We start from the raw sequence: 19,164 nt of genomic DNA, 5'->3' as shown, positions 1-19,164 counted from the left end.
TCTGTCGACCGAGGCGTTTTCGAGGTTTAAAGCACAGGTCAATCGCCTGTCATCAACCGGCTCTTCGCAGCAGCCAGACACCCGCCAGCGCACAGACCCCGGCCGGCACCAGCACCGCAAACAGCGGCGAGAAACCGAACACCAGGCTCGACGGGCCGAGCAAATCCTGGACGATACGGAAAGTGAAGCCCACCAGCACGCCGGTAAACACCCGCTGACCGAGGGTTACCGAGCGCAGCGGACCGAAAATGAAGGAGATCGCCATAAGCACCAGTGCTGCGGTCACCAGCGGCTGCAACACCTTGACCCAAAATGCCAGCCAGTAGCGGCCGTTGCTCAGGCCCTGCTCGGACAGATAGTGGATGTAGCCCCACAAACCACTGATCGACAGCGATTCCGGTGCCATGACCACGGTGCTGAGCAATTGCGGGCTCAACGCCACGTCCCATTGCTCGCTCGGGGTATTGACGACTTCGGTGCTGCGTTCATGGAACAGCGTGGTGGCAACGTCGGTGAGTTGCCACTTATTGCCGTCGAACTCGGCTTTCTTGGCGAAACTCGAACTCAGCAGGTGACGCTCTTTGTCGAAGTGATAACGGGTCACGCCATACAGCAGGCCGTTGGGTTGCACGGCGTTGATGTGGATGAACTCTTCACCCTGACGGTGCCACATACCGTGCTTGGCGCTTTGCGCGTCGCCGCTGCCTTGCGCCAGCGAGCGATTGGCCTGGGCCATGCTTTCGGTCGCAGGAGCAACGTACTCGCCGATCAGTACGCCGGCCAGCATCAGCACCAGCATTGGTTTCATTACAGCCCAGACGATCCGGCCGATGGACACGCCAGCGGCGCGCATGACGGTCAGCTCACTGCTGCTGGCCAGACTGCCGAGGCCGATCAGGCAGCCGATCAGTGCGGCCATTGGCAACATTTCGTAGAGACGGCGTGGCGCGGTCAGCAATACGAAGCTGAGGACATCGACGAGGGTGTAGGTGTCGCTGACGTCGCCCATCTCATCGATGAAGGCAAACAAGGTCGCCAGACCAAGAATGATTGCCAGCACGGCGATGATCGCCATGAACACGCTGCTGCCGATGTAACGGTCGAGTTTAACCACGGGCCACCTCCAGCGCTGCAGCGCGACGGCTGGCCATCTTCAGACGCAGCGGCTCCCAATAGAGCAAACCGAGACCGATGAACAGGAAGATCGCATGCACCCACCACAGGCCCAGGGCTGGCGGGATCTTGCCTTTTTCAAGGGCGCCGCGGGCGGCAATCAGAATGGTCAGGTAAGCCATATAAAGAAGAATCGCCGGCAGCAGCTTGAGGAAACGCCCTTGGCGCGGATTGACTCGCGACAGCGGCACCGCCATCAGGGTCACGATAAACACCAGCAGCGGCAGGGACAAACGCCATTGCAGTTCGGTTTTGGAGCGGATGTCATCGCTGCCCAGCAGAGACGAGGTCGGCATGGCGTCACGGTCGGTGACTTCTTCGCTGACATCCGGCTTGGGCAGCAGCACACCGTAGGTTTCGTAATGAATAGCGCGGTAATCGGCCTGACCCGGACTGCCGTCGTAGCGGTAGCCGTTATCGAGGATCAGGTAGCGGTTGCCGTCGGGACGCACTTCCTGGCGACCGCTTTCGGCCACCAGCACGGAAATCCCGCGATCCTTTTGATCGGCACCGAGGTTCTTTTGCGAAATGAATACGCTGCCCAGATTGACGCGATCGTCGCTCAAGGTCTCGGTATAGGTGACCCGAGTGCCATCACGCAGGGCCTGAAAGCGACCCGGCTCGAGGGTGTCGAATTCGGTCAGGGCGTCCTGCTTGTTCAGCAGCAACTGGAACTGGTTAGCGCCTTGCGGGGCCAGGCCCAGACTCAGCCACGCGACGACCAGCGCGACCAGGGTCGCCGGGAACAAGGTCATGCGAAACAGCTTCTGCTGGCTCATGCCGGTGGCCGAAAGCACAGTCATCTCGCTTTCCAGGTACAGGCGACCGTACGCCAGCAGGATCCCGAGGAACAGGCCCAGCGGCAGAATCAGTTGCAGGAACCCCGGCAGACGAAAGCCCATGATCAGGAACAGCGAGCCCGGATCGAGCTGGCCAGCAGCGGCCTGAGCGAGGTATTTGATGAAGCGACCGCTCATGATGATGACCAGCAGCACGGCACTCACGGCGCTGAGGGTCAACAGGACTTCGCGGGACAGATAACGGAAGACGATCAAACCAGACACTCCAGGGTTGTCAGGCTAAGGCGGCCAAACAAGCAAACACATCGACCGGCCCGCAACGCAGAGCCGTCGAAAAAAGATGCGGCATTATCCTGTGATTGAGGGCGCCTGTCACTGCGCACACTCATCCATGTCTGTAATCCTTTGCAGATCGTACAACCTAGGGGGCTTTCTCAATTAGTTTTCACACCGCGCCGGGTCTGCTGTTGTGCTGGGCAAGGCGCGAGAAGCGTGGTTTGGTCATTCCAAATAAGCTTCGAGCAACGCAGCCCTGCACAACAGCAGGCCCGGCCCTTCGGGTTGTGCCTTAAAGCCGGCCAGTCTGCGTTGCAGGCCTTGGAAAGGGAACAACCATTCCCAGCGGCCTGCGCCTTGCCTGGCTGGCTTTAAGGCGACAACGCGGTGTGAAAACTAATTGAGAACGCCCCCTAGGGTTGTCAGGCGCGGGGAGCGGGGTTCAAACTGCGGCCCTTGTCGCAGGCTTTGGCCTGCGCCTCTTCTCTCTATAAGCAGGCGACTGCGGACACCGTCGAACGCCTGCGTGTTGACCATTCATTCAGGGATCCGGACATGGAACTGGTTGTAAAAAGCGTTAGCCCAGAAACGTTGAAAACCGCCACCCTGGTGGTTGCCGTCGGCGAAGGCCGCAAACTCGGTGTCGCCGCCAAACAGGTCGACGAACTGAGCGGTGGCGCGATCAGCGCCGTCCTCAAGCGTGGCGATCTGGCTGGTAAAGTCGGTCAAAGCCTGCTGCTGCACAGCCTGCCGAACCTGAAAGCCGAGCGCGTGTTGCTGGTCGGCGTGGGCAAGGATGAGGAACTGGGCGACCGTCCATTCCGTAAAATCGTTGCCGGCATCCTTAACACCCTGAAAGGTCTGGGCGGCAGCGACGCCGTGTTGGCACTGGATGAAATCATTGTCAAAAACCGCGACAGCTACGGCAAAACCCGTCTGCTGGCAGAAACCCTGGTGGATGGCGAATACACCTTCGACCAGTTCAAGAGCCAGAAAGCCGAACCGCGCGCCCTGAAGAAAATCACCCTGCTGACCATCAAGGCTGCTCAGGCCGAAGTGCAGCGCGCGGTGAATCACGCTACCGCGATCGCCAACGGCATGGCATTCACCCGCGACCTGGGCAACCTGCCGCCGAACATCTGCCACCCGACCTTCCTTGGTGAACAAGCGAAGAATCTGGGCAAAGAGTTCAAGGACCTGAAAGTCGAAGTCCTCGACGAGAAGAAGATCAAATCCCTGGGCATGGGTTCGTTCTATGCCGTCGGCCAGGGCAGCGCCCAGCCGCCGCGCCTGATCGTCATGCAATACAACGGCGGCAAGAAATCCGAGAAGCCGTACGCACTGGTTGGTAAAGGCATCACCTTCGACACCGGCGGCATCAGCCTGAAACCGGGTGCCGGCATGGACGAAATGAAGTACGACATGGGCGGCGCAGCCTCCGTGTTCGGTACCCTGCGTGCCGTGCTTGAGCTGAAACTGCCAATCAACCTGGTGTGCATCCTTGCCTGCGCGGAAAACATGCCGAGCGGCAATGCCTCGCGTCCGGGCGACATCGTCACCACCATGAGCGGCCAGACCGTGGAAATCCTCAACACCGACGCCGAAGGCCGTCTGGTGCTGTGCGATGCGCTGACCTACTCCGAGCGTTTCAAGCCGCAAGCGGTGATCGACATCGCCACCCTGACCGGCGCTTGCGTCGTGGCACTGGGCGCGCACACCTCGGGCCTGCTGGGCAACAACGACGAACTGATCGGCCAACTGTTGAGCGCTGGCCAGACTGCCGACGACCGCGCCTGGCAATTGCCGCTGTTCGACGAATACCAGGAGCAACTGGACAGTCCGTTCGCCGACATCGCCAACATTGGCGGGCCGAAAGCCGGCACCATCACTGCTGCGTGCTTCCTGTCGCGTTTCACCAAGAACCTCAACTGGGCGCACCTGGACATCGCCGGCACCGCGTGGACCAGCGGCGGCAAGGACAAGGGCGCCACTGGCCGTCCGGTGCCTCTGCTGACCCAGTACCTGCTGGATCGCGCCAAAGCCTGAACCCGCTGACCGGCGGCGTCACTTTCGGGTGACGCCGCCTGCTGCTCTGGAACCGCAATGACCAAAGTCGACTTCTATATCCTGCCCAGCGCCGATCCTTCGGCTCGCCTGGACTTTGCCTGCAAGCTCACCGAAAAAGCCTGGCGCATGGGGCACCGCATCTACCTGCATTGCAGCGATGCAGCTCAGCGCGATGATCTCGATGCGCGCCTGTGGGCATTCAAGGGAGAGACCTTCGTGCCGCACGGTCCGGCCGACAGCGAACCGGACGGTTTGATTGTGTTGGGATTGGGTGATGACTGCGGTCAGCACCAGGATTTGCTGGTCAACCTCGACCTGAAAGTCCCGGCCTTTGCCAACAAATTCGCCCGGGTGGCGGAAGTGGTGGTTGAAGATCCGACAATTCGGGCGGCTGCGCGGGAGAGTTTCCGTTTCTACCGCGAACAGGGCTATCCTCTGCAAGACCACCGTTTACAGCGACTCTGAGCATTCCAATGGACACTCCGAAACCGCAACAAAAGTCCGCGCACCTGTTGGATGATCTTGAATCGATCCGCCAGTTACTCGGCGATGACAACCTGCAACCACCGCTGTTGACCGACACCGTCGACGACGGTGAACAGGAACAGATTCCGATGTTGTTTGATTCGGTCGGCGCCGAACCCGCCGCTGTCGAACCACCACCCGCGCCAGCTCCGACACCCGCCGCACCACCGGCTGCGACCGCCGCTAAAGGCCCGGACGCCCTGCTCCACCTCGACAGCGAACTGCGCGCCGCCGCGCAATTGATCATGCAAGACGTGATCGACGACTTCGCGCCGCACATCGAAACCGAAATCAAACGCCGCCTCGACGCGCGCATGGAACGGCTGCTCAGCCAGTACGAATAACGCGCCCCGTGTAGGAGCTGCCGCAGGCTGCGATCTTTTGACCTTTGTTTTTTAAAGACAAGATCAAAAGATCGCAGCCTGCGGCAGCTCCTACATTTAGATCTCCACCCAGTCCTCCCCGCTCGCCCTCGGCCCCATGCCCCGCTATACTCGTCGGCTTTTCCTGAATTAATGCCAATAGGGTCCCGCCGCGCATGGATAAGACCTACCAGCCGCACGCCATTGAAACTTCCTGGTACAACACCTGGGAGTCCGAGAACTACTTCGCCCCGCAAGGCGCGGGCGACTCCTACACCATCATGATCCCGCCGCCGAACGTCACCGGCAGCCTGCACATGGGTCACGGTTTCAACAACGCGATCATGGACGCCCTGATCCGTTTCCGCCGCATGCAGGGTCGCAATACCCTGTGGCAGCCGGGCACCGACCACGCCGGCATCGCTACGCAAATGCTGGTGGAGCGTCAACTGGAAGCCACCGGCCAGAATCGTCACGATCTGGGCCGCGAGAAATTCCTCGAGAAGGTCTGGGAGTGGAAGGATCAATCCGGCGGCAACATCAGCCGTCAGATCCGCCGCCTCGGCTCGTCCGTCGACTGGAGCCGCGAGCGCTTCACCATGGACGACGGTCTCTCGGAAGCGGTCAAAGAAGCCTTCGTGCGCCTGCACGAAGACGGCCTGATCTACCGCGGCAAGCGTCTGGTCAACTGGGACACCAAGCTGCACACGGCGATTTCCGACCTCGAAGTGGAAAACCACGACGAGAAAGGTTTCCTGTGGAACCTGAAGTACCCGCTGGCTGACGGCGCAAAAACCGCCGATGGCAACGATTTCCTGATCGTCGCGACCACCCGTCCGGAAACCATGCTCGGCGACTCCGCCGTTGCGGTGAACCCGAACGATGAGCGCTACCAGGCCCTGATCGGCAAGTTTGTCGAGCTGCCACTGGTTGGCCGCCGCATCCCGATCATCGCCGACGATTACTGCGATCCTGAATTCGGCACCGGCTGCGTGAAAATCACCCCGGCCCACGATTTCAACGACTACGAAGTCGGCAAGCGCCACAACCTGCCGCTGCTGAACATCTTCGACAAGAATGCCAACGTGCTGCCGGCAGCCCAGGTGTTCAACCTCGACGGCACGCTGAACGACAGTATCGATGGCGCGATTCCGGCTGAGTACGCCGGCCTTGAGCGTTTCGAAGCGCGCAAGCAAATCGTGGCTGCGTTCGACGCCGCCGGCCTGTTGGTCAGCGTCAACGACCACGGCTTGAAAGTGCCGAAAGGCGACCGCTCCGGCACCATCATCGAGCCGTGGCTGACCGACCAGTGGTACGTGTCGACCAAACCGCTGGCCGAGCCTGCGATTGCTGCCGTTGAAGACGGCCGTATCCAGTTCGTGCCGAAGCAGTACGAAAACATGTACTTCTCGTGGATGCGCGACATCCAGGACTGGTGCATCAGCCGTCAACTGTGGTGGGGCCACCGGATACCGGCCTGGTACGACGAGTCGGGCAAAGTCTACGTCGGTCGCGACGAAGCCGAAGTGCGTGCCAAGCACAACCTCGGCCCGGACGTTGCCCTGCAGCAGGACAACGACGTACTCGACACCTGGTTCAGTTCGGGTCTGTGGACGTTCTCCACCCTGGGCTGGCCTGAGCAGACCGAGTTCCTGAAGAAATTCCACTCCACCGACGTGCTGGTGACGGGCTTCGACATCATTTTCTTCTGGGTTGCCCGGATGATCATGCTGACCATGCACCTGATCAAGAACGAGGACGGCACGCCGCAGGTTCCGTTCAAGACCGTGTATGTGCACGGTCTGGTGCGCGATGGCCAGGGCCAGAAGATGTCCAAGTCCAAGGGCAACGTCCTTGACCCGCTGGACATCATCGACGGTATCGAACTGGAAGAACTGGTGCAGAAGCGCACCTCCGGCATGATGCAGCCGAAACTGGCGAAGAAGATCGAGAAGCAGACCCGCGACGAGTTCGCCGATGGCATCGCCAGCTACGGCACCGACGCCCTGCGCTTCACCTTCTGCTCGCTGGCCTCGACCGGTCGCGACATCAAGTTCGACATGGGCCGCGTCGAAGGCTATCGCAACTTCTGCAACAAGATCTGGAACGCCGCGCGTTATGTTCTGGACAAGGGCGAAGACTGCGGCCAGAACGGCGAAGCCTACGAGCTGTCGCTGGCGGATCGCTGGATCATCTCGCAACTGCAACGCACTGAAGCCGAAGTGACCCGTCAGCTGGATCAATTCCGTTTCGACCTGGCAGCACAAGCGCTGTACGAGTTCATCTGGAACCAGTACTGCGACTGGTACCTGGAGCTGTCCAAGCCTGTGCTGTGGGACGAGAACGCACCGGTTGAACGTCAGCGCGGCACCCGTCGTACGCTGGTTCGCGTGCTGGAAGTGGCGCTGCGCTTGGCGCATCCGTTCATGCCTTTCATCACTGAAGAAATCTGGCAGCGCATCGCGCCGCTGGCCGGCATTCAGGGCAAGACGATCATGCTGCAAGCGTGGCCAGTGGCCAACGAAGAGCGCATCGATCCGGCTGCCGAAGACGACATCGAATGGCTCAAGGAACTGATGCTCGGCACGCGCAACATCCGTGGCGAAATGAACATCGGCCCGGGCAAACCGCTGCCGATCTACCTGAAGAACGTCAGCGCTGAAGACCAGCGCCGTCTGACCGAGAACGAAGCGCTGCTGAAGAAGCTGGCGCGTCTGGAATCGATCACCGTTCTGCAGGCTGGTGAAGAAGCACCGCTGTCCGCCACCGCTCTGGTTGGCGAGATGGAAGTGCTGGTACCGATGGCCGGCCTGATCGACAAGGGCGCCGAACTGGCGCGTCTGGACAAGGAAATCCTGCGTCTGCAGGGCGAAGTCCAGCGCGTTGGCGGCAAACTGTCCAACGCCGGTTTCGTCGACAAGGCCCCGGCCGAAGTCATCGAGAAGGAACGCGCCAAACTGGCCGAGGCAGAACAAGCCCTGGGCAAACTGGCCGAGCAACACGCGCGAATTGCCAGCCTGTAACGGCAAATCGCAATGAAAAAGGGAGGCCGCATTGGCCTCCCTTTTTTGTGCCCGCCAGTTACTCAGGACATGTCCCGCCACCTGGAAGATTCAAGTCGATTTTCACTAGCGCTCTTTTCGACTCCCCAATATCCACTCCATTACGCTCGACTGAATACTGAGCGCCTAGCGATCCGCTCCGAATGGGTTTGATCGCCGTTGCGTAGGGGCCTACATTCAGTTCCACGAACGACTCTCCACCAATAGAACCCAAGGTGTAAACAACCGTGGTTTCTGTGCCGGGAACAGGATCCATTCCGTTGGCCGTCGAATAGCCTTGCGTTTTTAACTCAATCCGATCCCCAGCCATCATGCCCGGTTGAATCATTATACGAACAGGAACACCGTTGACAGGACTGGGATTACTGGAACATGCGATGAATCCATGGTTAGCACTGGGAAAGGTGGCAGCAGTCAATTCAATCATTATCATCACTCTCAGAAAGAGCCCTGAACCTTTACAAGGCGTCTAACCAAGTAAAATCAAAAATGCAGCCGCTGCCAACTGTCAAATCTGACAGGTTATCAAGACAAATTTGGAATAAAGAATTTCATTTACCCTGCAAATACACCCGTTTGGTCGCGTGCGGTTTAGATGTGGGACAATACCCGCCACTTTCAGCCATACCCGAATCGACCACGCCCATGAACGCCCCCCGCACACACAAACCTGCGCGCAAGAAGCCTGACTCCGCGACCCCGGCCAAGACCGTTGAGCCGCGTGAAAAGGCCAGCCTGCACCCGCGCAATCGCCATCAGGGTCGTTACGACTTCCCGGCGCTGATCAAAACCACACCGGAACTGGCGAAGTTCGTGATCACCAATCCGTACGGCAAGGAAAGCATCGACTTCGCCAGCCCCGATGCGGTGCGCGTGTTCAACAGGGCGTTGCTCAAGTCGTTCTATGGCATCCAGCATTGGGACATTCCGGCGGACTACCTCTGCCCGCCGGTGCCGGGCCGTGCCGATTACGTGCACTTCCTCGCCGACTTGCTGGCGAGCATGAACGACGGCAAGGTCCCGCGCGGCGCGATCGTCAACGTGCTGGACATCGGCATGGGCGCCAACTGCGTTTATCCGCTGATCGGTAACAGCGAGTACCGCTGGCATTTCCTCGGCTCGGAGATCGACCCGACCGCCGTGGCCGCAGCCAAAGCCATCGTTCAGTCCAACGATCTGAACAAGGTGATCCAGCTGCGCCAGCAGGAAAACCGCAAGCACATCCTGATCGGCTTGCTGGAACCGGGTGAGCGCTTTGACCTGACCATGTGCAACCCGCCGTTCCACGCCTCAATGGATGAAGCGACCAAGGGCAGCGAGCGCAAATGGCGCGCACTGGGCAAGGCTGATCCGAAACGCAAACTGCCGGTGTTGAACTTCGGCGGGCAATCGGCGGAGTTGTGGTGTGAAGGTGGAGAAGCGCGTTTCGTGACGCAACTGATCGCCGAGAGCGCGAACTTCCAGCATAAAGTGCTGTGGTTCAGCACCTTGGTGTCGAAAGCGTCGAACCTGCCGGCCATCGAAACCGCGCTGAAGAAGGCCGGTGTGCTGGAGAGTCAGGTCGTGGAGATGTCGCAGGGCCAGAAGCAAAGCCGTTTCGTCGCCTGGACGTTCCAGACCAAGTCCGAGCAGCAGATCTGGCGCCGCGAGCGCTGGGTTCGCTAACACACAGCAGGTCCCCTGCTCGCGAAGGCGGCGTGTCAGTTAGCTTCAATATCGACTGAACCACCGCATTCGCGAGCAGGCTCGCTCCCACACTGGCCCTGCGACTCAGTCGCCAAATCGCAGACACAAAAAAACCGTGCCCGGATCGCTCCGGTGCACGGTTTTTTATTGCTGCGTCTTACTTGTTCACAGCGTCGGTCAGGCCTTTGGCCACAACCAGCTTGATCACTTTCTTAGCAGGGATTTCGATGGCAGCGCCAGTCGAAGGGTTACGGCCAGTGCGGGCAGGACGCTCGGTCACTTTCAGCTTGCCGATACCTGGCAAGGTGATTTCGCCGCCGTTTTCCAGCTGATCGGCAACGATTTGGCCCAGTTGGTCCAGAGCGTTACGCGCGGTGGTTTTCGGCGCGTCGATAGCTTCAGCGATGTCGGCGATCAGTTGGTCTTTAGTAAGAGCCATGTAGTGTTCCTTCCCTATCAAATTCATATGGATTGCAGAGTGCAGTGTCAGCCATCGAGCCCGATCTTCTGGATCTGGCACCCTCGGCGATAACCACGACGAGTCGGGTTATAGATGCCGAAATCAGGGTTTGGTTCGACCTGACAAATGCTGATTGCACGCTTAACGCAGTGACTTCGCGTAAGACCGGGCAAAACTAGCACAGAGACGGGGAAATATCCGCCTCTAGCTACCCATTTGGTCAGCTTTATTGCGCTAAATCGGTAAAAAACTGCATATGCGTCAGTGCGCGCCCCGGTTTTGCCCTACAACCCGCGCCAAAACCAGTGGTTGCGGTACACTTAGCGCTTTTTCGGGGGAGCCTGCCCTCCTCCCTTCCTACAGCCGAGAAGCCCATGCCGATCCGTCATTGCATCGTCCACCTGATCGACAAAAAACCCGACGGCACGCCCGCAGTTCTGCACGCCCGTGACACGGAGCTGGCCGAGTCTGCAGCCATCGAGAACATGCTCGCCGACCTCAACGAGAGCTATAACGCCAAACAGGGCAAAGCCTGGGGCCTGTTCCATCCGGAGTCCGGTGCGTTCCCGTTCAGCGGCTGGCTGAAGGAATACATGGAAGGCGGCAAGGACTTCACCGCGTTCAGCAAAGTCGCGGTCGAGCACCTGCAGAAGCTGATGGAAGAGTCGAACCTGTCGGTCGGCGGTCACGTGTTGTTCGCCCACTATCAGCAAGGCATGACCGATTACCTGGCCATCGCCCTGCTCCACCACAGCGAAGGCGTGGCGGTGACCGATGAGCTGGACGTGACCCCTTCGCGCCACCTCGACCTCGGCCAGTTACACCTGGCGGCGCGGATCAACGTTTCCGAGTGGCAGAACAACAAGCAGTCCAAGCAATACATCTCGTTCATTAAAGGCAAGAACGGCAAAAAGGTCTCCGAGTACTTCCGCGACTTCATCGGTTGCCAGGAAGGCGTCGACGGCCCGGGCGAGACCCGCACGCTGCTCAAGGCTTTCAGTGACTTCGTCGAAAGCGAAGACCTGCCGGAAGACTCCGCCCGCGAGAAGACCAAGACCCTGGTCGATTACGCCAGCAGTCAGGCCAAACTCGGCGAACCGATGGGTCTGGAAGAGCTGTCGGAGCTGATCGACGAAGAGCGCCCGAAAGCCTTCTATGATCACATTCGCAACAAGGACTACGGCCTGTCGCCAGAGATTCCGGCGGACAAACGCACCCTGAATCAATTCCGCCGTTTCACCGGCCGCGCCGAAGGCCTGTCGATCAGCTTTGAAGCACACCTGCTGGGTTCGAAGATCGAATACGACGAAGAGGCTGGCACGCTGGTGATCAAAGGCCTGCCGACGTCGCTGACCGATCAGTTGAAGCGGCGTAACTGATGCTCGGCAATGTGCTGAAGAAGGTTGCACTGGTTCTGCTGGTGGTGGTCGTCTATCAGAACTGGGGCAAGATCGAGCGGGTGTTCAACCCGTCGCAAATGGTTGCAGAGCAGACGCGCGCACAGGCCAGCGTCGTGCTCTACGCCACCGACTGGTGCGGCTACTGCAAGCAGACCAAACGCTTTCTCGACAGTAAGGGCATTCCCTTCAAGGAGTTCGATATCGAGAAGGATGCCGAGGCGCGCAAGGCGTATGAGGCATTGGGTGGACGCGGGATTCCGTTGATCGACGTTAACGGTACGTTGATTCGCGGGTTCGACCCGGACGAAATCCTCGCCGCCCTGAAATAACCTGTAGGAGTGAGCCTGCTCGCGATAGCGGTGTGTCAGTCGATAAATCCGCCGATTGACACAACGCTATCGCGAGCAGGCTCACTCCTACAAAGTTTTGCATCAGACTTGAGAGATCAGCGGGCTTCGATGCGGAAACCAAAGCGCGGGAAGTGCACATGCACCACACCGCCACGCTCGTCTTCACGACGAATGATCAACTCCTCGCTACCGGCAAACAGCAACTCACCCACCACCGGATCAACTCCGTAATCCGTCGCGGCAATCGCCACTTGCTCGCCAGCCTTGTAGCCGTTCGGATCAACAAACTGCTCATCCGGCAATGCCGCCGGTGTCGCGTTGCGTGCAATCTCAAGCGCCTCCTCGGAGGTCATCGCACTCGCCGCGCCATGACCAAAGCCCAGCACTCGACTCAGCCACGCCGAAACCGCCGGATACTCATCCACCAGCGGCGCCGTCACATGCGTCGCCTTGAGGAACCACATGGGATGCGCCAACGCAAAGTCGGCAATCGACGGCTCGCCAAACAGGAAGTCACCCTGCTCGCGCTGTAACTGCTGCTCCAGCCGCGCCATGATCGTCGGCCACTGATGCTTGGCTTGTTCGGCAGACAGACGCGTGGCGCTGCCACCACTGAACAAACCGGCGCGGTCGGCAATAAACGCTTTGATCGCTTCCGGCGGCAACTTGGCAAAACGCACGGCCACAGATTCCGGCTGGAACACCAGACTCACCGCATGCTGGAACACTACCGAGTCAGCCCAAGTGGCGAAACTGGCGGTGGTGAACTCCTGACCTTCGGGGAAGAACGCTGGCAAAGCCTTCTCTTGCTCGAGACGACGAGCGATCAACGACGTGTCGCAATAGATGTCAGCGCCAATCTGCAACACCGGTGTCTTGCGATAGCCGCCAGTGAGCGCGGTCAGATCCGGTTTCGGCATCACCGGCGAAATATGCACCGAGCGCCACGACAAGCCTTTGAAGCCCAGCAGCAGACGGGCCTTCTCGGCAAATGGAGAGGTCGGGTAATGATGGAGAATCAACTCGGACATGCTCGGCTCCGCCGCTCAGATAGTGAGCTGGCAGCTTAGCGCGCATTTGCTTAGCAGCCTACAGATCTGCCTGATGGGAACTGATCAGTCAGATTGATAAGAGTGCTGCAGTGATCGCGTCATCCAGATATGGCGTTAACGCACTGTCCGACTGATAAAGTCATGGAACTCTTCGGTAATTACACGCAATTTTCCACATCCGTTTAAAGACACTCAGTGTTACGCGCAAAGGCCCACAAATTCTTGCGCCACTGCCTACGCGTGCGCCAGAATCCGCCGGCTTGTGCGCCTTGGACTGGCTGCGTAACTTGGAACCGTCACTGATTTCCAGTGATCGAGCTTAGCGGCTTGGTTTCGTTCACTTCCGGTTGCACAAGTATCATCCCGTCAGGCATTCGCCTGCGCTTGATGGTGGCTGTGCGCATGGCACCCTCGGGTGCGCCGGGTTTCGGAGTGACCGGTCCGCTAACTTGCGCATAGCCGCCACCCTTTCGCTTAGCGGCGGGAAGGTTACGGCCTCATCGAGGTACACTCCCATGTTCAAGATAACGCCAAACCCGCCGACCATAGACCTGGCAGCCGTCACCGATCCGACATCCCCCTACGAATCCCCCGATTCGAAAAAACTCAACGAAGCCGCCGAACGCGCACTCGACCATTATTTAGGCCCACCCACGGCCCGGATCATGGAGACGCCCTATCAACCCAACCGCCTCTACATGGCCAACCCGCAATCGGATGCCGAATCCCTGCTGGTCGACGCGTGTGAAACCTTGGGGTCGGCGAGTGTGATGCTCAATGATTTTGCCGGCCAGTTAGAAGGCCCACGTCGTAAAACACTGCAAGGCATAGCGCAAATCGTCATGGTGGCGGAGATGGCTGTCAATCAGGTGGTGGATAAATTAGTGCCCACTGAGTAAATGAAATTAGTGGCGAGAGGTGTACTCTCGCCACTATGGTAAAGACCTAAGTTACTCAAATAAATCATGTTGTTTTTCGCGTGGTAAAGCTCGTAGTCGGTCGAACAGTAGGCGATCAACCGCTTGAGCAAGCGGATTGAGTGTGTGTAAAAATTTAAGATTAGTGACCCAAGTATGCCCACATGCAGTCGAGCCGCATTGACAGTAAAGTCGAGCGAACTCCAATGAAAGCTCTTCTCGAGAAACAATCCGACCTTTCTCATCACAGGCTTTGCAGCTCACCGTCATTTAGACCGACTCAGACATGACAAAACCTAAATTCCAACACCATTAAATCCACTCCTCGCCAACTTACCCCTAAAGCCTTTAAAACAGCAGCACACGCTAATTGATAAATGCAAACTCTGCACCCGCCGACCAACCAACACTAAAAGATAAGAATACAATCATCTTTTGATAGTTGTCGTTTTTTCTATTGAGGGCGCGCTGTAAGCATCAACGCCACGCGCGCTAAGCTGAATATCATTATAAACAACCGTGGCTATGTTTCGCGCCCAGTCGAGACGAACCTCAACTATTGGAGTAGACAACCCATACTCTTTCGCAAACTTATCCCTAACGGACACCTCGGTATCAATAGCTTTCACGATCGAAAACTCTGCTGCCTTCGACATTTTGAAGCTCCTAAACACTAGCCAGCTAAATTAAAGTCTTAGTATTGGTAAGACTGGAGCCTTTAGCCTGTCATTAAAAGAAGATCGAAACCACTGTCAAACCTGACAGGTCTTTAGTAGATTTTGCGATTTAAAATTATATTAATACAATTGATTTACTATAAAGATGCCCAATAAATTTTCCTGTCATGTCGCAGCGATCTGTTCACCTGATTGAACAACTGGCTAATCGGTCGTATCTCATTATTTATATAAACCCGATCTATCTTCTCGATATCACCAAACCCCGCCGCATTCTCTGGCATCCCCCCCAGCGCTGGGTTCATTCGCCACGCAGCGATCACGTCATTGCTTGTGATGCTGTTGATGCGCTCGAACTCGTCTTTTGTTGCAATCAGTCAGATTGATAAGACGCGACCAGGCATTCCTTGGCGCTCTTCCTGAGTTTTTTGATCAAACGTTCCTGGCGCAGCGCATCGCTCTTGTCGCGGCACAGTTCGGTATAAACCAGCGCCATCGCCGGGCTGGAGAGGAAGAACCGTGCGCCTTTGCCACTTTGATGCTTGGCGAAACGACGCACCGGATCGTCGCTGATCCCGCAGTACAACGAGCCATTGGCGGCGCGAACGAGGTAGACGAACCAGGACTTGCTCACGGGTTCGGCGACGTCGACAGGTTTTTCGCTAAGGCTGGTCACTTCGGGATCTGAACGTGTAGGAAAACAGGCGGCGATCTTATCAGCGACCGGCCTGAAATGCCTTCAGTCCCTTCAATGCCTGGGCGCGCACGGCGTTGCGCACCAGTGGCGTCCAGCCCAGCAGCAGGCCTTTGAAACCGAGGGCCTGACGCGACCAGCGCCACAGATCGAAGTGATCGTGGTGCTCGCAGATCTTGCCGTCACGGAAGACGAAACGGGCCTGGATATCGTTGATGACAATGTTGCCGGTCTGGCTGAACAGGTAGGTCGCGACCCAATGTGCGCCACCGCTGCGCTCATCGGCGCGGACGTTGTCGAAGGTCAGCGAGAAGTCTTTGGCGCGGGTGGTGAGCATGCGCCACATGTCGCCGGCATCGCGCCCGCGCAGTTCGCCGAAGGCCGGATCACTGAACACGACGTCGTCGGTGTAGCAGGCGGCCATGGCTTCGGCATCGAGGCGCTGGAAGGCCTGGTAGAAGCGGGTGATCAACGCGGCGTGGGCTTCGCTCATGGGCAAACTCCAAAATAGGTACAGAGTGCCAGCACCATAATCTGCAATGCGCAGAAACACTATCGGCATTCGTAAACCGAATACCCGCTGTACACAAAACCCATGTAGGAGTGAGCCTGCTCGCGATAGCGGTGTGTCAGTCAGCGCAACGTTGACTGGTATAAAGCTATCGCGAGCAGGCTCACTCCTACAGTTTGAACCGCGTCAGATTTTTTCGCTTTGCACTTGCACGTACAACGCACGCCCGGCGCCGAGGCCAGCGATGATCGCACCGGTGCCAATGATGCCGAAGATCCAGCCCACGGCATTCCAGCCGCCGGTCCAGTCATGCACCACGCCGACCGCAAACGGCCCCATCGACGCCAACGTGTAACCGAAACCCTGCGACATGCTCGACAGATTCGCCGCAACATGCGAATCACGCGAACGCAGCACAATCAACGTCAGCGCCAGACTGAACGTACCGCCCTGCCCCAGCCCCAACAGAATCGCCCAGCCCCACAGGCCTTCGATCGGCGCGTACAGGCAACCGAACAGCCCGCCAAGAGTCAGCGCCATGACCACGACGATCGCCAGACGCTGATCCTTGCCGCGCGTCGCCAGCCACGGCGCAGCCAACGAACTGGCGAGCTGGATGATCACCGAACCGGACAACACCAGACCGGCCTGGGTCGGCGTCAGGCCGCGACCAATCAGGATCGACGGCAACCAGCCGAACACAATGTAGGCCAGCGACGATTGCAGGCCCATGTACAAGGTCACCTGCCAGGCCAACGGATCACGCAGCAACCCGCGCACACGGTAGGCGACGTTGTGCGCGCCATGTTTCTGCCCGACTTGCGGCAGCCAGAACACTGCTGCAACCAGCGCCGGAATCACCCAGAAACCCAGGCCCATCGCCCAACTGTGACCGAAATGTTCACTCAGCGGCACGCTGGAACCCGCCGCCATCGCCGCGCCCAGACACAACGCCATGGTGTACACGCCGGTCATGGTGCCCGCATGTTTGGCGAAGTCGCGCTTGACGATGCCCGGCAGCAAAACTCCGATGATGCCGATACTCGCGCCGCCCAATACGCTGCCAGCGAACAGGCCGATCTCGCCGAAGTTGCTGCGCAAGATAATCCCACCGGCCAGTGTCAGTAGAATTCCCAACACCACCCGTTCAGCGCCAAAACGCCGCGCCAGAATCGGTGCCAGTGGGGCGAACAATCCCAGGCACAGCACTGGCAGTGTGGTCAGCAAACCGGCCTGAGCCGCCGACAAACCGAGGCTCTTCGACACATCACTGAGCAGCGGCGCCATGCTCGACAGCGCCGGACGCAAATTCAGCGCGACCAGAATCAAGCCGAGCAGCAGCAACCACGGCCGGCGCACCAGCGGATGGCTTTGTTGCACTTGCTCGTCGTCAGCCTCGGCATCGATCAGCAGCTCTTCGAGTTCTGCCGTGCGTTTGGGGGTTGTGGATAGCTCACTGCGGGACATGGATTTCTCGGTTTCAAGGTTCATTGATCAACTGCCTCGACAAAGCTTTGGCCCGTTCCGGGTCGCGTTGCTCGACCGCATCGAGTAACTCGATATGCAAGTCGAACACTTCCTGACGGCGCGGGACGATATTCAGGGTCTGGCGCAATTGCGCACCGACGATGCTGGAGAAATAGCGATAAAGCTCGCTGAGGGTCGGGTTGTGCGCGGCATCGACCAAACGACGGTGGAACACGAGATCGCAGGCGATATAGGTGTCGAGATCGCCGTGGTAGTGGCTGCCGCTGGTGCCGAGCGCTTCACGCAATGCGACGAGGTCCTCGTCGGTACGGCGCAACGCCGCCAGGCCGATGGCCTCGACTTCGAGAATGTGCCGGGTTTCCCGTGCCTGATCCAGCGAGCAGCGTGACAACGCTTTTAGCGTATCGAGCGGATCGACCACGGCGCGCAAGTAACTGCCATCGCCCTGGCGAATCTCGATCAGTCCGGAAAACGCCAGCACGCGCATGGCTTCGCGCACGGTGTTGCGGCTGATGCCCAGCTCGGCGCACAGCTCGGGTTCGGTCGGCAAACGCTCGCCAACCTGCCAGGCACCGCTGTTGATGCGCTGACGAAGCTGATCCAGAGCCTGATCGACCAGGGATCGCTTAACGAGTGGAGAGATATCTGACATAGGATTTTCCCTTTCATCCAATCATAGGATGAATTTTCTGACATGTTAGTCAGACCCGTGTAGGACGGCAACCACCTAGGGTCAATCGGAGACACATGGAGCGATATTTTCGATTGGTGAAAATTACCCTTTAAGGGTAATTTCAGGGACAGGGTTTTGGTTTCTTATGGAAAAGAACACACCCCATTATGAGCTGGCGGTGATCAAGGCTGAGGTCAGGCGGCTTGGAAGAAGGGCCTTTACCAGAAGCTCTGCAGAATCCGGTGATCTTCTCGGCTTTAGCATAAGAGAGATGCAAGAAATCGTTTACGAGCTGCAGAACAGGATGTTGTACAAGTCGATGACCAGCTATGACGATCATCGAGTCTGGCAGGACGTGTATCACACCCATTCACAAGATCTGGAGATTTACATCAAGGTGACATACCGCCCTGCCGGCGGCGCACCGGTAATCTCCTTCAAGGAGAAAAACCCATGAAAACCCGGCAATGTTTCAGCTGTGGTGCCCGTGAGGGAATGAGGCATTTCGAGGGGCGAGGCGAGACCCTGAGTGTCAAAGGCATGGAGCGCCGTGTAACCGATCTTTCTGGCTGGGAATGCCAGCAGTGCGGCGAAGTCGAGTGGGATGACGATACCGATAGCGCGGAACGTTATACGAAAGCAGGCGATGAGCTGGTTATCGCCGCCAGACAAATGATCGGTGCCGAGATGAAACGTATTCGACGCAAATTGCACCTGACGCAAAAAGAGACGGTGCAACTGCTCTCCGGCGGCGGGCATAACGCGTTCTCTCGTTACGAGCGGGGTGAATTACTTCCACCCAGAGCATTGGTGCTGCTCATGCGCCTGCTGGACCGACATCCCTACATGCTTGTCGATATTCAAACCTTGGCAGAAGGCGCAGACCTGCGAGGTTTCAAGCACACAGTCCACAAAGAACACGAAACCCTCACCGTATCCTGACCCACAAAAAAACAAACCCGGCACAAGGCCGGGTTTGATTTACACACAA

General features: G+C 58.3%; 21 protein-coding genes and 1 pseudogene. 10 read left to right on the top strand and 12 right to left on the bottom strand.

Features of this window, described 5'->3' with window-relative positions:
* Positions 1-52 precede the first annotated feature (52 nt).
* Both lptG and lptF read right to left on the bottom strand, forming a co-directional pair.
* Positions 53-1,114 (bottom strand): LPS export ABC transporter permease LptG, encoded by a 1,062-nt coding sequence (gene lptG, locus J0G10_RS06255; protein WP_093436914.1) that lies wholly within the window; start codon positions 1,112-1,114, stop codon positions 53-55.
* Positions 1,107-2,228, bottom strand: a complete 1,122-nt coding sequence (gene lptF, locus J0G10_RS06250; RefSeq protein ID WP_095050952.1) for an LPS export ABC transporter permease LptF — start codon at positions 2,226-2,228, stop codon at positions 1,107-1,109. The genes lptG and lptF overlap by 8 nt, the downstream gene beginning before the upstream one ends.
* A gap of 576 nt (positions 2,229-2,804) precedes the next feature.
* On the opposite strand from lptF, the gene J0G10_RS06245 reads away from it, so the two are divergent.
* From J0G10_RS06245 to J0G10_RS06230, 4 genes are all read left to right on the top strand, one after another.
* Positions 2,805-4,295 (top strand): leucyl aminopeptidase, encoded by a 1,491-nt coding sequence (locus tag J0G10_RS06245; RefSeq protein WP_095050953.1) that lies wholly within the window; start codon positions 2,805-2,807, stop codon positions 4,293-4,295.
* Between the two features lie 57 nt (positions 4,296-4,352).
* Positions 4,353-4,781 carry a DNA polymerase III subunit chi gene (locus J0G10_RS06240; RefSeq protein ID WP_064118423.1) on the top strand — a complete coding sequence of 143 codons (429 nt, stop codon included), beginning with the start codon at positions 4,353-4,355 and terminating at the stop codon, positions 4,779-4,781.
* 8 nt (positions 4,782-4,789) lie between these two features.
* The gene (locus tag J0G10_RS06235; RefSeq protein ID WP_127925934.1) at positions 4,790-5,185 is read left to right on the top strand and encodes a DNA polymerase III subunit chi; all 396 of its coding nucleotides are present in this window, start codon (positions 4,790-4,792) and stop codon (positions 5,183-5,185) included.
* A 194-nt stretch (positions 5,186-5,379) separates the two neighbouring features.
* The gene (locus J0G10_RS06230; RefSeq protein ID WP_095050955.1) at positions 5,380-8,226 is read left to right on the top strand and encodes a valine--tRNA ligase; all 2,847 of its coding nucleotides are present in this window, start codon (positions 5,380-5,382) and stop codon (positions 8,224-8,226) included.
* 58 nt (positions 8,227-8,284) lie between these two features.
* On the opposite strand, the gene J0G10_RS06225 is transcribed toward J0G10_RS06230, so the two are convergent.
* On the bottom strand, positions 8,285-8,692 hold the full coding sequence (locus tag J0G10_RS06225) for a hypothetical protein (RefSeq protein ID WP_220558054.1): 408 nt from the start codon (positions 8,690-8,692) through the stop codon (positions 8,285-8,287).
* Positions 8,693-8,910: 218 nt separating this feature from the next.
* On the opposite strand from J0G10_RS06225, the gene rlmF reads away from it, so the two are divergent.
* Entirely contained in the window at positions 8,911-9,930 is a 1,020-nt protein-coding gene (gene rlmF / locus J0G10_RS06220; RefSeq protein ID WP_220558046.1) for a 23S rRNA (adenine(1618)-N(6))-methyltransferase RlmF, read from the top strand.
* 178 nt (positions 9,931-10,108) lie between these two features.
* On the opposite strand, the gene J0G10_RS06215 is transcribed toward rlmF, so the two are convergent.
* Positions 10,109-10,390 (bottom strand): HU family DNA-binding protein, encoded by a 282-nt coding sequence (locus tag J0G10_RS06215; RefSeq protein WP_003221909.1) that lies wholly within the window; start codon positions 10,388-10,390, stop codon positions 10,109-10,111.
* Between the two features lie 395 nt (positions 10,391-10,785).
* On the opposite strand from J0G10_RS06215, the gene yejK reads away from it, so the two are divergent.
* Together yejK and J0G10_RS06205 are read left to right on the top strand one after the other, a co-directional pair.
* Positions 10,786-11,790, top strand: coding sequence for a nucleoid-associated protein YejK (yejK, locus tag J0G10_RS06210; RefSeq protein ID WP_016984999.1), 1,005 nt, complete (start codon positions 10,786-10,788; stop codon positions 11,788-11,790).
* Positions 11,790-12,140 carry a glutaredoxin family protein gene (locus J0G10_RS06205; RefSeq protein ID WP_108226232.1) on the top strand — a complete coding sequence of 117 codons (351 nt, stop codon included), beginning with the start codon at positions 11,790-11,792 and terminating at the stop codon, positions 12,138-12,140. Before yejK ends, J0G10_RS06205 begins: the two co-directional genes overlap by 1 nt.
* Positions 12,141-12,256: 116 nt before the next feature.
* Here J0G10_RS06205 and J0G10_RS06200 read toward each other — a convergent pair whose 3' ends face one another.
* Positions 12,257-13,192: a glutathione S-transferase family protein gene (locus J0G10_RS06200; protein ID WP_220558036.1), complete on the bottom strand. Its 936-nt coding sequence runs from the start codon at positions 13,190-13,192 to the stop codon at positions 12,257-12,259.
* 536 nt (positions 13,193-13,728) lie between these two features.
* On the opposite strand from J0G10_RS06200, the gene J0G10_RS06195 reads away from it, so the two are divergent.
* Entirely contained in the window at positions 13,729-14,112 is a 384-nt protein-coding gene (locus J0G10_RS06195) for a DUF6124 family protein (RefSeq protein WP_095050959.1), read from the top strand.
* A gap of 51 nt (positions 14,113-14,163) precedes the next feature.
* Here J0G10_RS06195 and J0G10_RS06190 read toward each other — a convergent pair whose 3' ends face one another.
* The 7 genes and pseudogenes from J0G10_RS06190 to J0G10_RS06165 form a co-directional block, all read right to left on the bottom strand.
* Positions 14,164-14,400: an ogr/Delta-like zinc finger family protein gene (locus J0G10_RS06190; protein ID WP_220558028.1), complete on the bottom strand. Its 237-nt coding sequence runs from the start codon at positions 14,398-14,400 to the stop codon at positions 14,164-14,166.
* 158 nt (positions 14,401-14,558) lie between these two features.
* Entirely contained in the window at positions 14,559-14,786 is a 228-nt protein-coding gene (locus J0G10_RS06185; protein ID WP_220558026.1) for a hypothetical protein, read from the bottom strand.
* Positions 14,787-14,944: 158 nt separating this feature from the next.
* A pseudogene (locus tag J0G10_RS29945) lies at positions 14,945-15,172 on the bottom strand (phage portal protein); the annotation flags it as partial.
* Between the two features lie 8 nt (positions 15,173-15,180).
* Complete coding sequence (locus tag J0G10_RS06180; protein ID WP_095050962.1) at positions 15,181-15,483, bottom strand: GIY-YIG nuclease family protein; 303 nt, start codon at positions 15,481-15,483, stop codon at positions 15,181-15,183.
* A gap of 40 nt (positions 15,484-15,523) precedes the next feature.
* Positions 15,524-15,994, bottom strand: a complete 471-nt coding sequence (locus tag J0G10_RS06175) for a nuclear transport factor 2 family protein (RefSeq protein WP_077571232.1) — start codon at positions 15,992-15,994, stop codon at positions 15,524-15,526.
* 204 nt (positions 15,995-16,198) lie between these two features.
* Entirely contained in the window at positions 16,199-17,503 is a 1,305-nt protein-coding gene (locus J0G10_RS06170; RefSeq protein ID WP_093436962.1) for a CynX/NimT family MFS transporter, read from the bottom strand.
* The gene (locus J0G10_RS06165) at positions 17,493-18,152 is read right to left on the bottom strand and encodes a FadR/GntR family transcriptional regulator (protein ID WP_095050963.1); all 660 of its coding nucleotides are present in this window, start codon (positions 18,150-18,152) and stop codon (positions 17,493-17,495) included. The genes J0G10_RS06170 and J0G10_RS06165 overlap by 11 nt, the downstream gene beginning before the upstream one ends.
* Before the next feature lie 166 nt (positions 18,153-18,318).
* Here J0G10_RS06165 and J0G10_RS06160 point away from each other — a divergent pair, with 166 nt between their 5' ends.
* Together J0G10_RS06160 and J0G10_RS06155 are read left to right on the top strand one after the other, a co-directional pair.
* Positions 18,319-18,630 (top strand): type II toxin-antitoxin system MqsR family toxin, encoded by a 312-nt coding sequence (locus tag J0G10_RS06160; protein ID WP_099758064.1) that lies wholly within the window; start codon positions 18,319-18,321, stop codon positions 18,628-18,630.
* Entirely contained in the window at positions 18,627-19,115 is a 489-nt protein-coding gene (locus J0G10_RS06155; protein ID WP_095050965.1) for a type II toxin-antitoxin system MqsA family antitoxin, read from the top strand. The genes J0G10_RS06160 and J0G10_RS06155 overlap by 4 nt, the downstream gene beginning before the upstream one ends.
* Positions 19,116-19,164 lie beyond the last annotated feature (49 nt).

This window comes from Pseudomonas germanica (assembly GCF_019614655.1).
Classification (GTDB): Bacteria; Pseudomonadota; Gammaproteobacteria; order Pseudomonadales; family Pseudomonadaceae; genus Aquipseudomonas; species Aquipseudomonas neuropathica.
The sequence above is the reverse complement of the archived record's forward strand: the minus strand, read 5'-3'. Positions and strand labels throughout refer to the sequence as shown.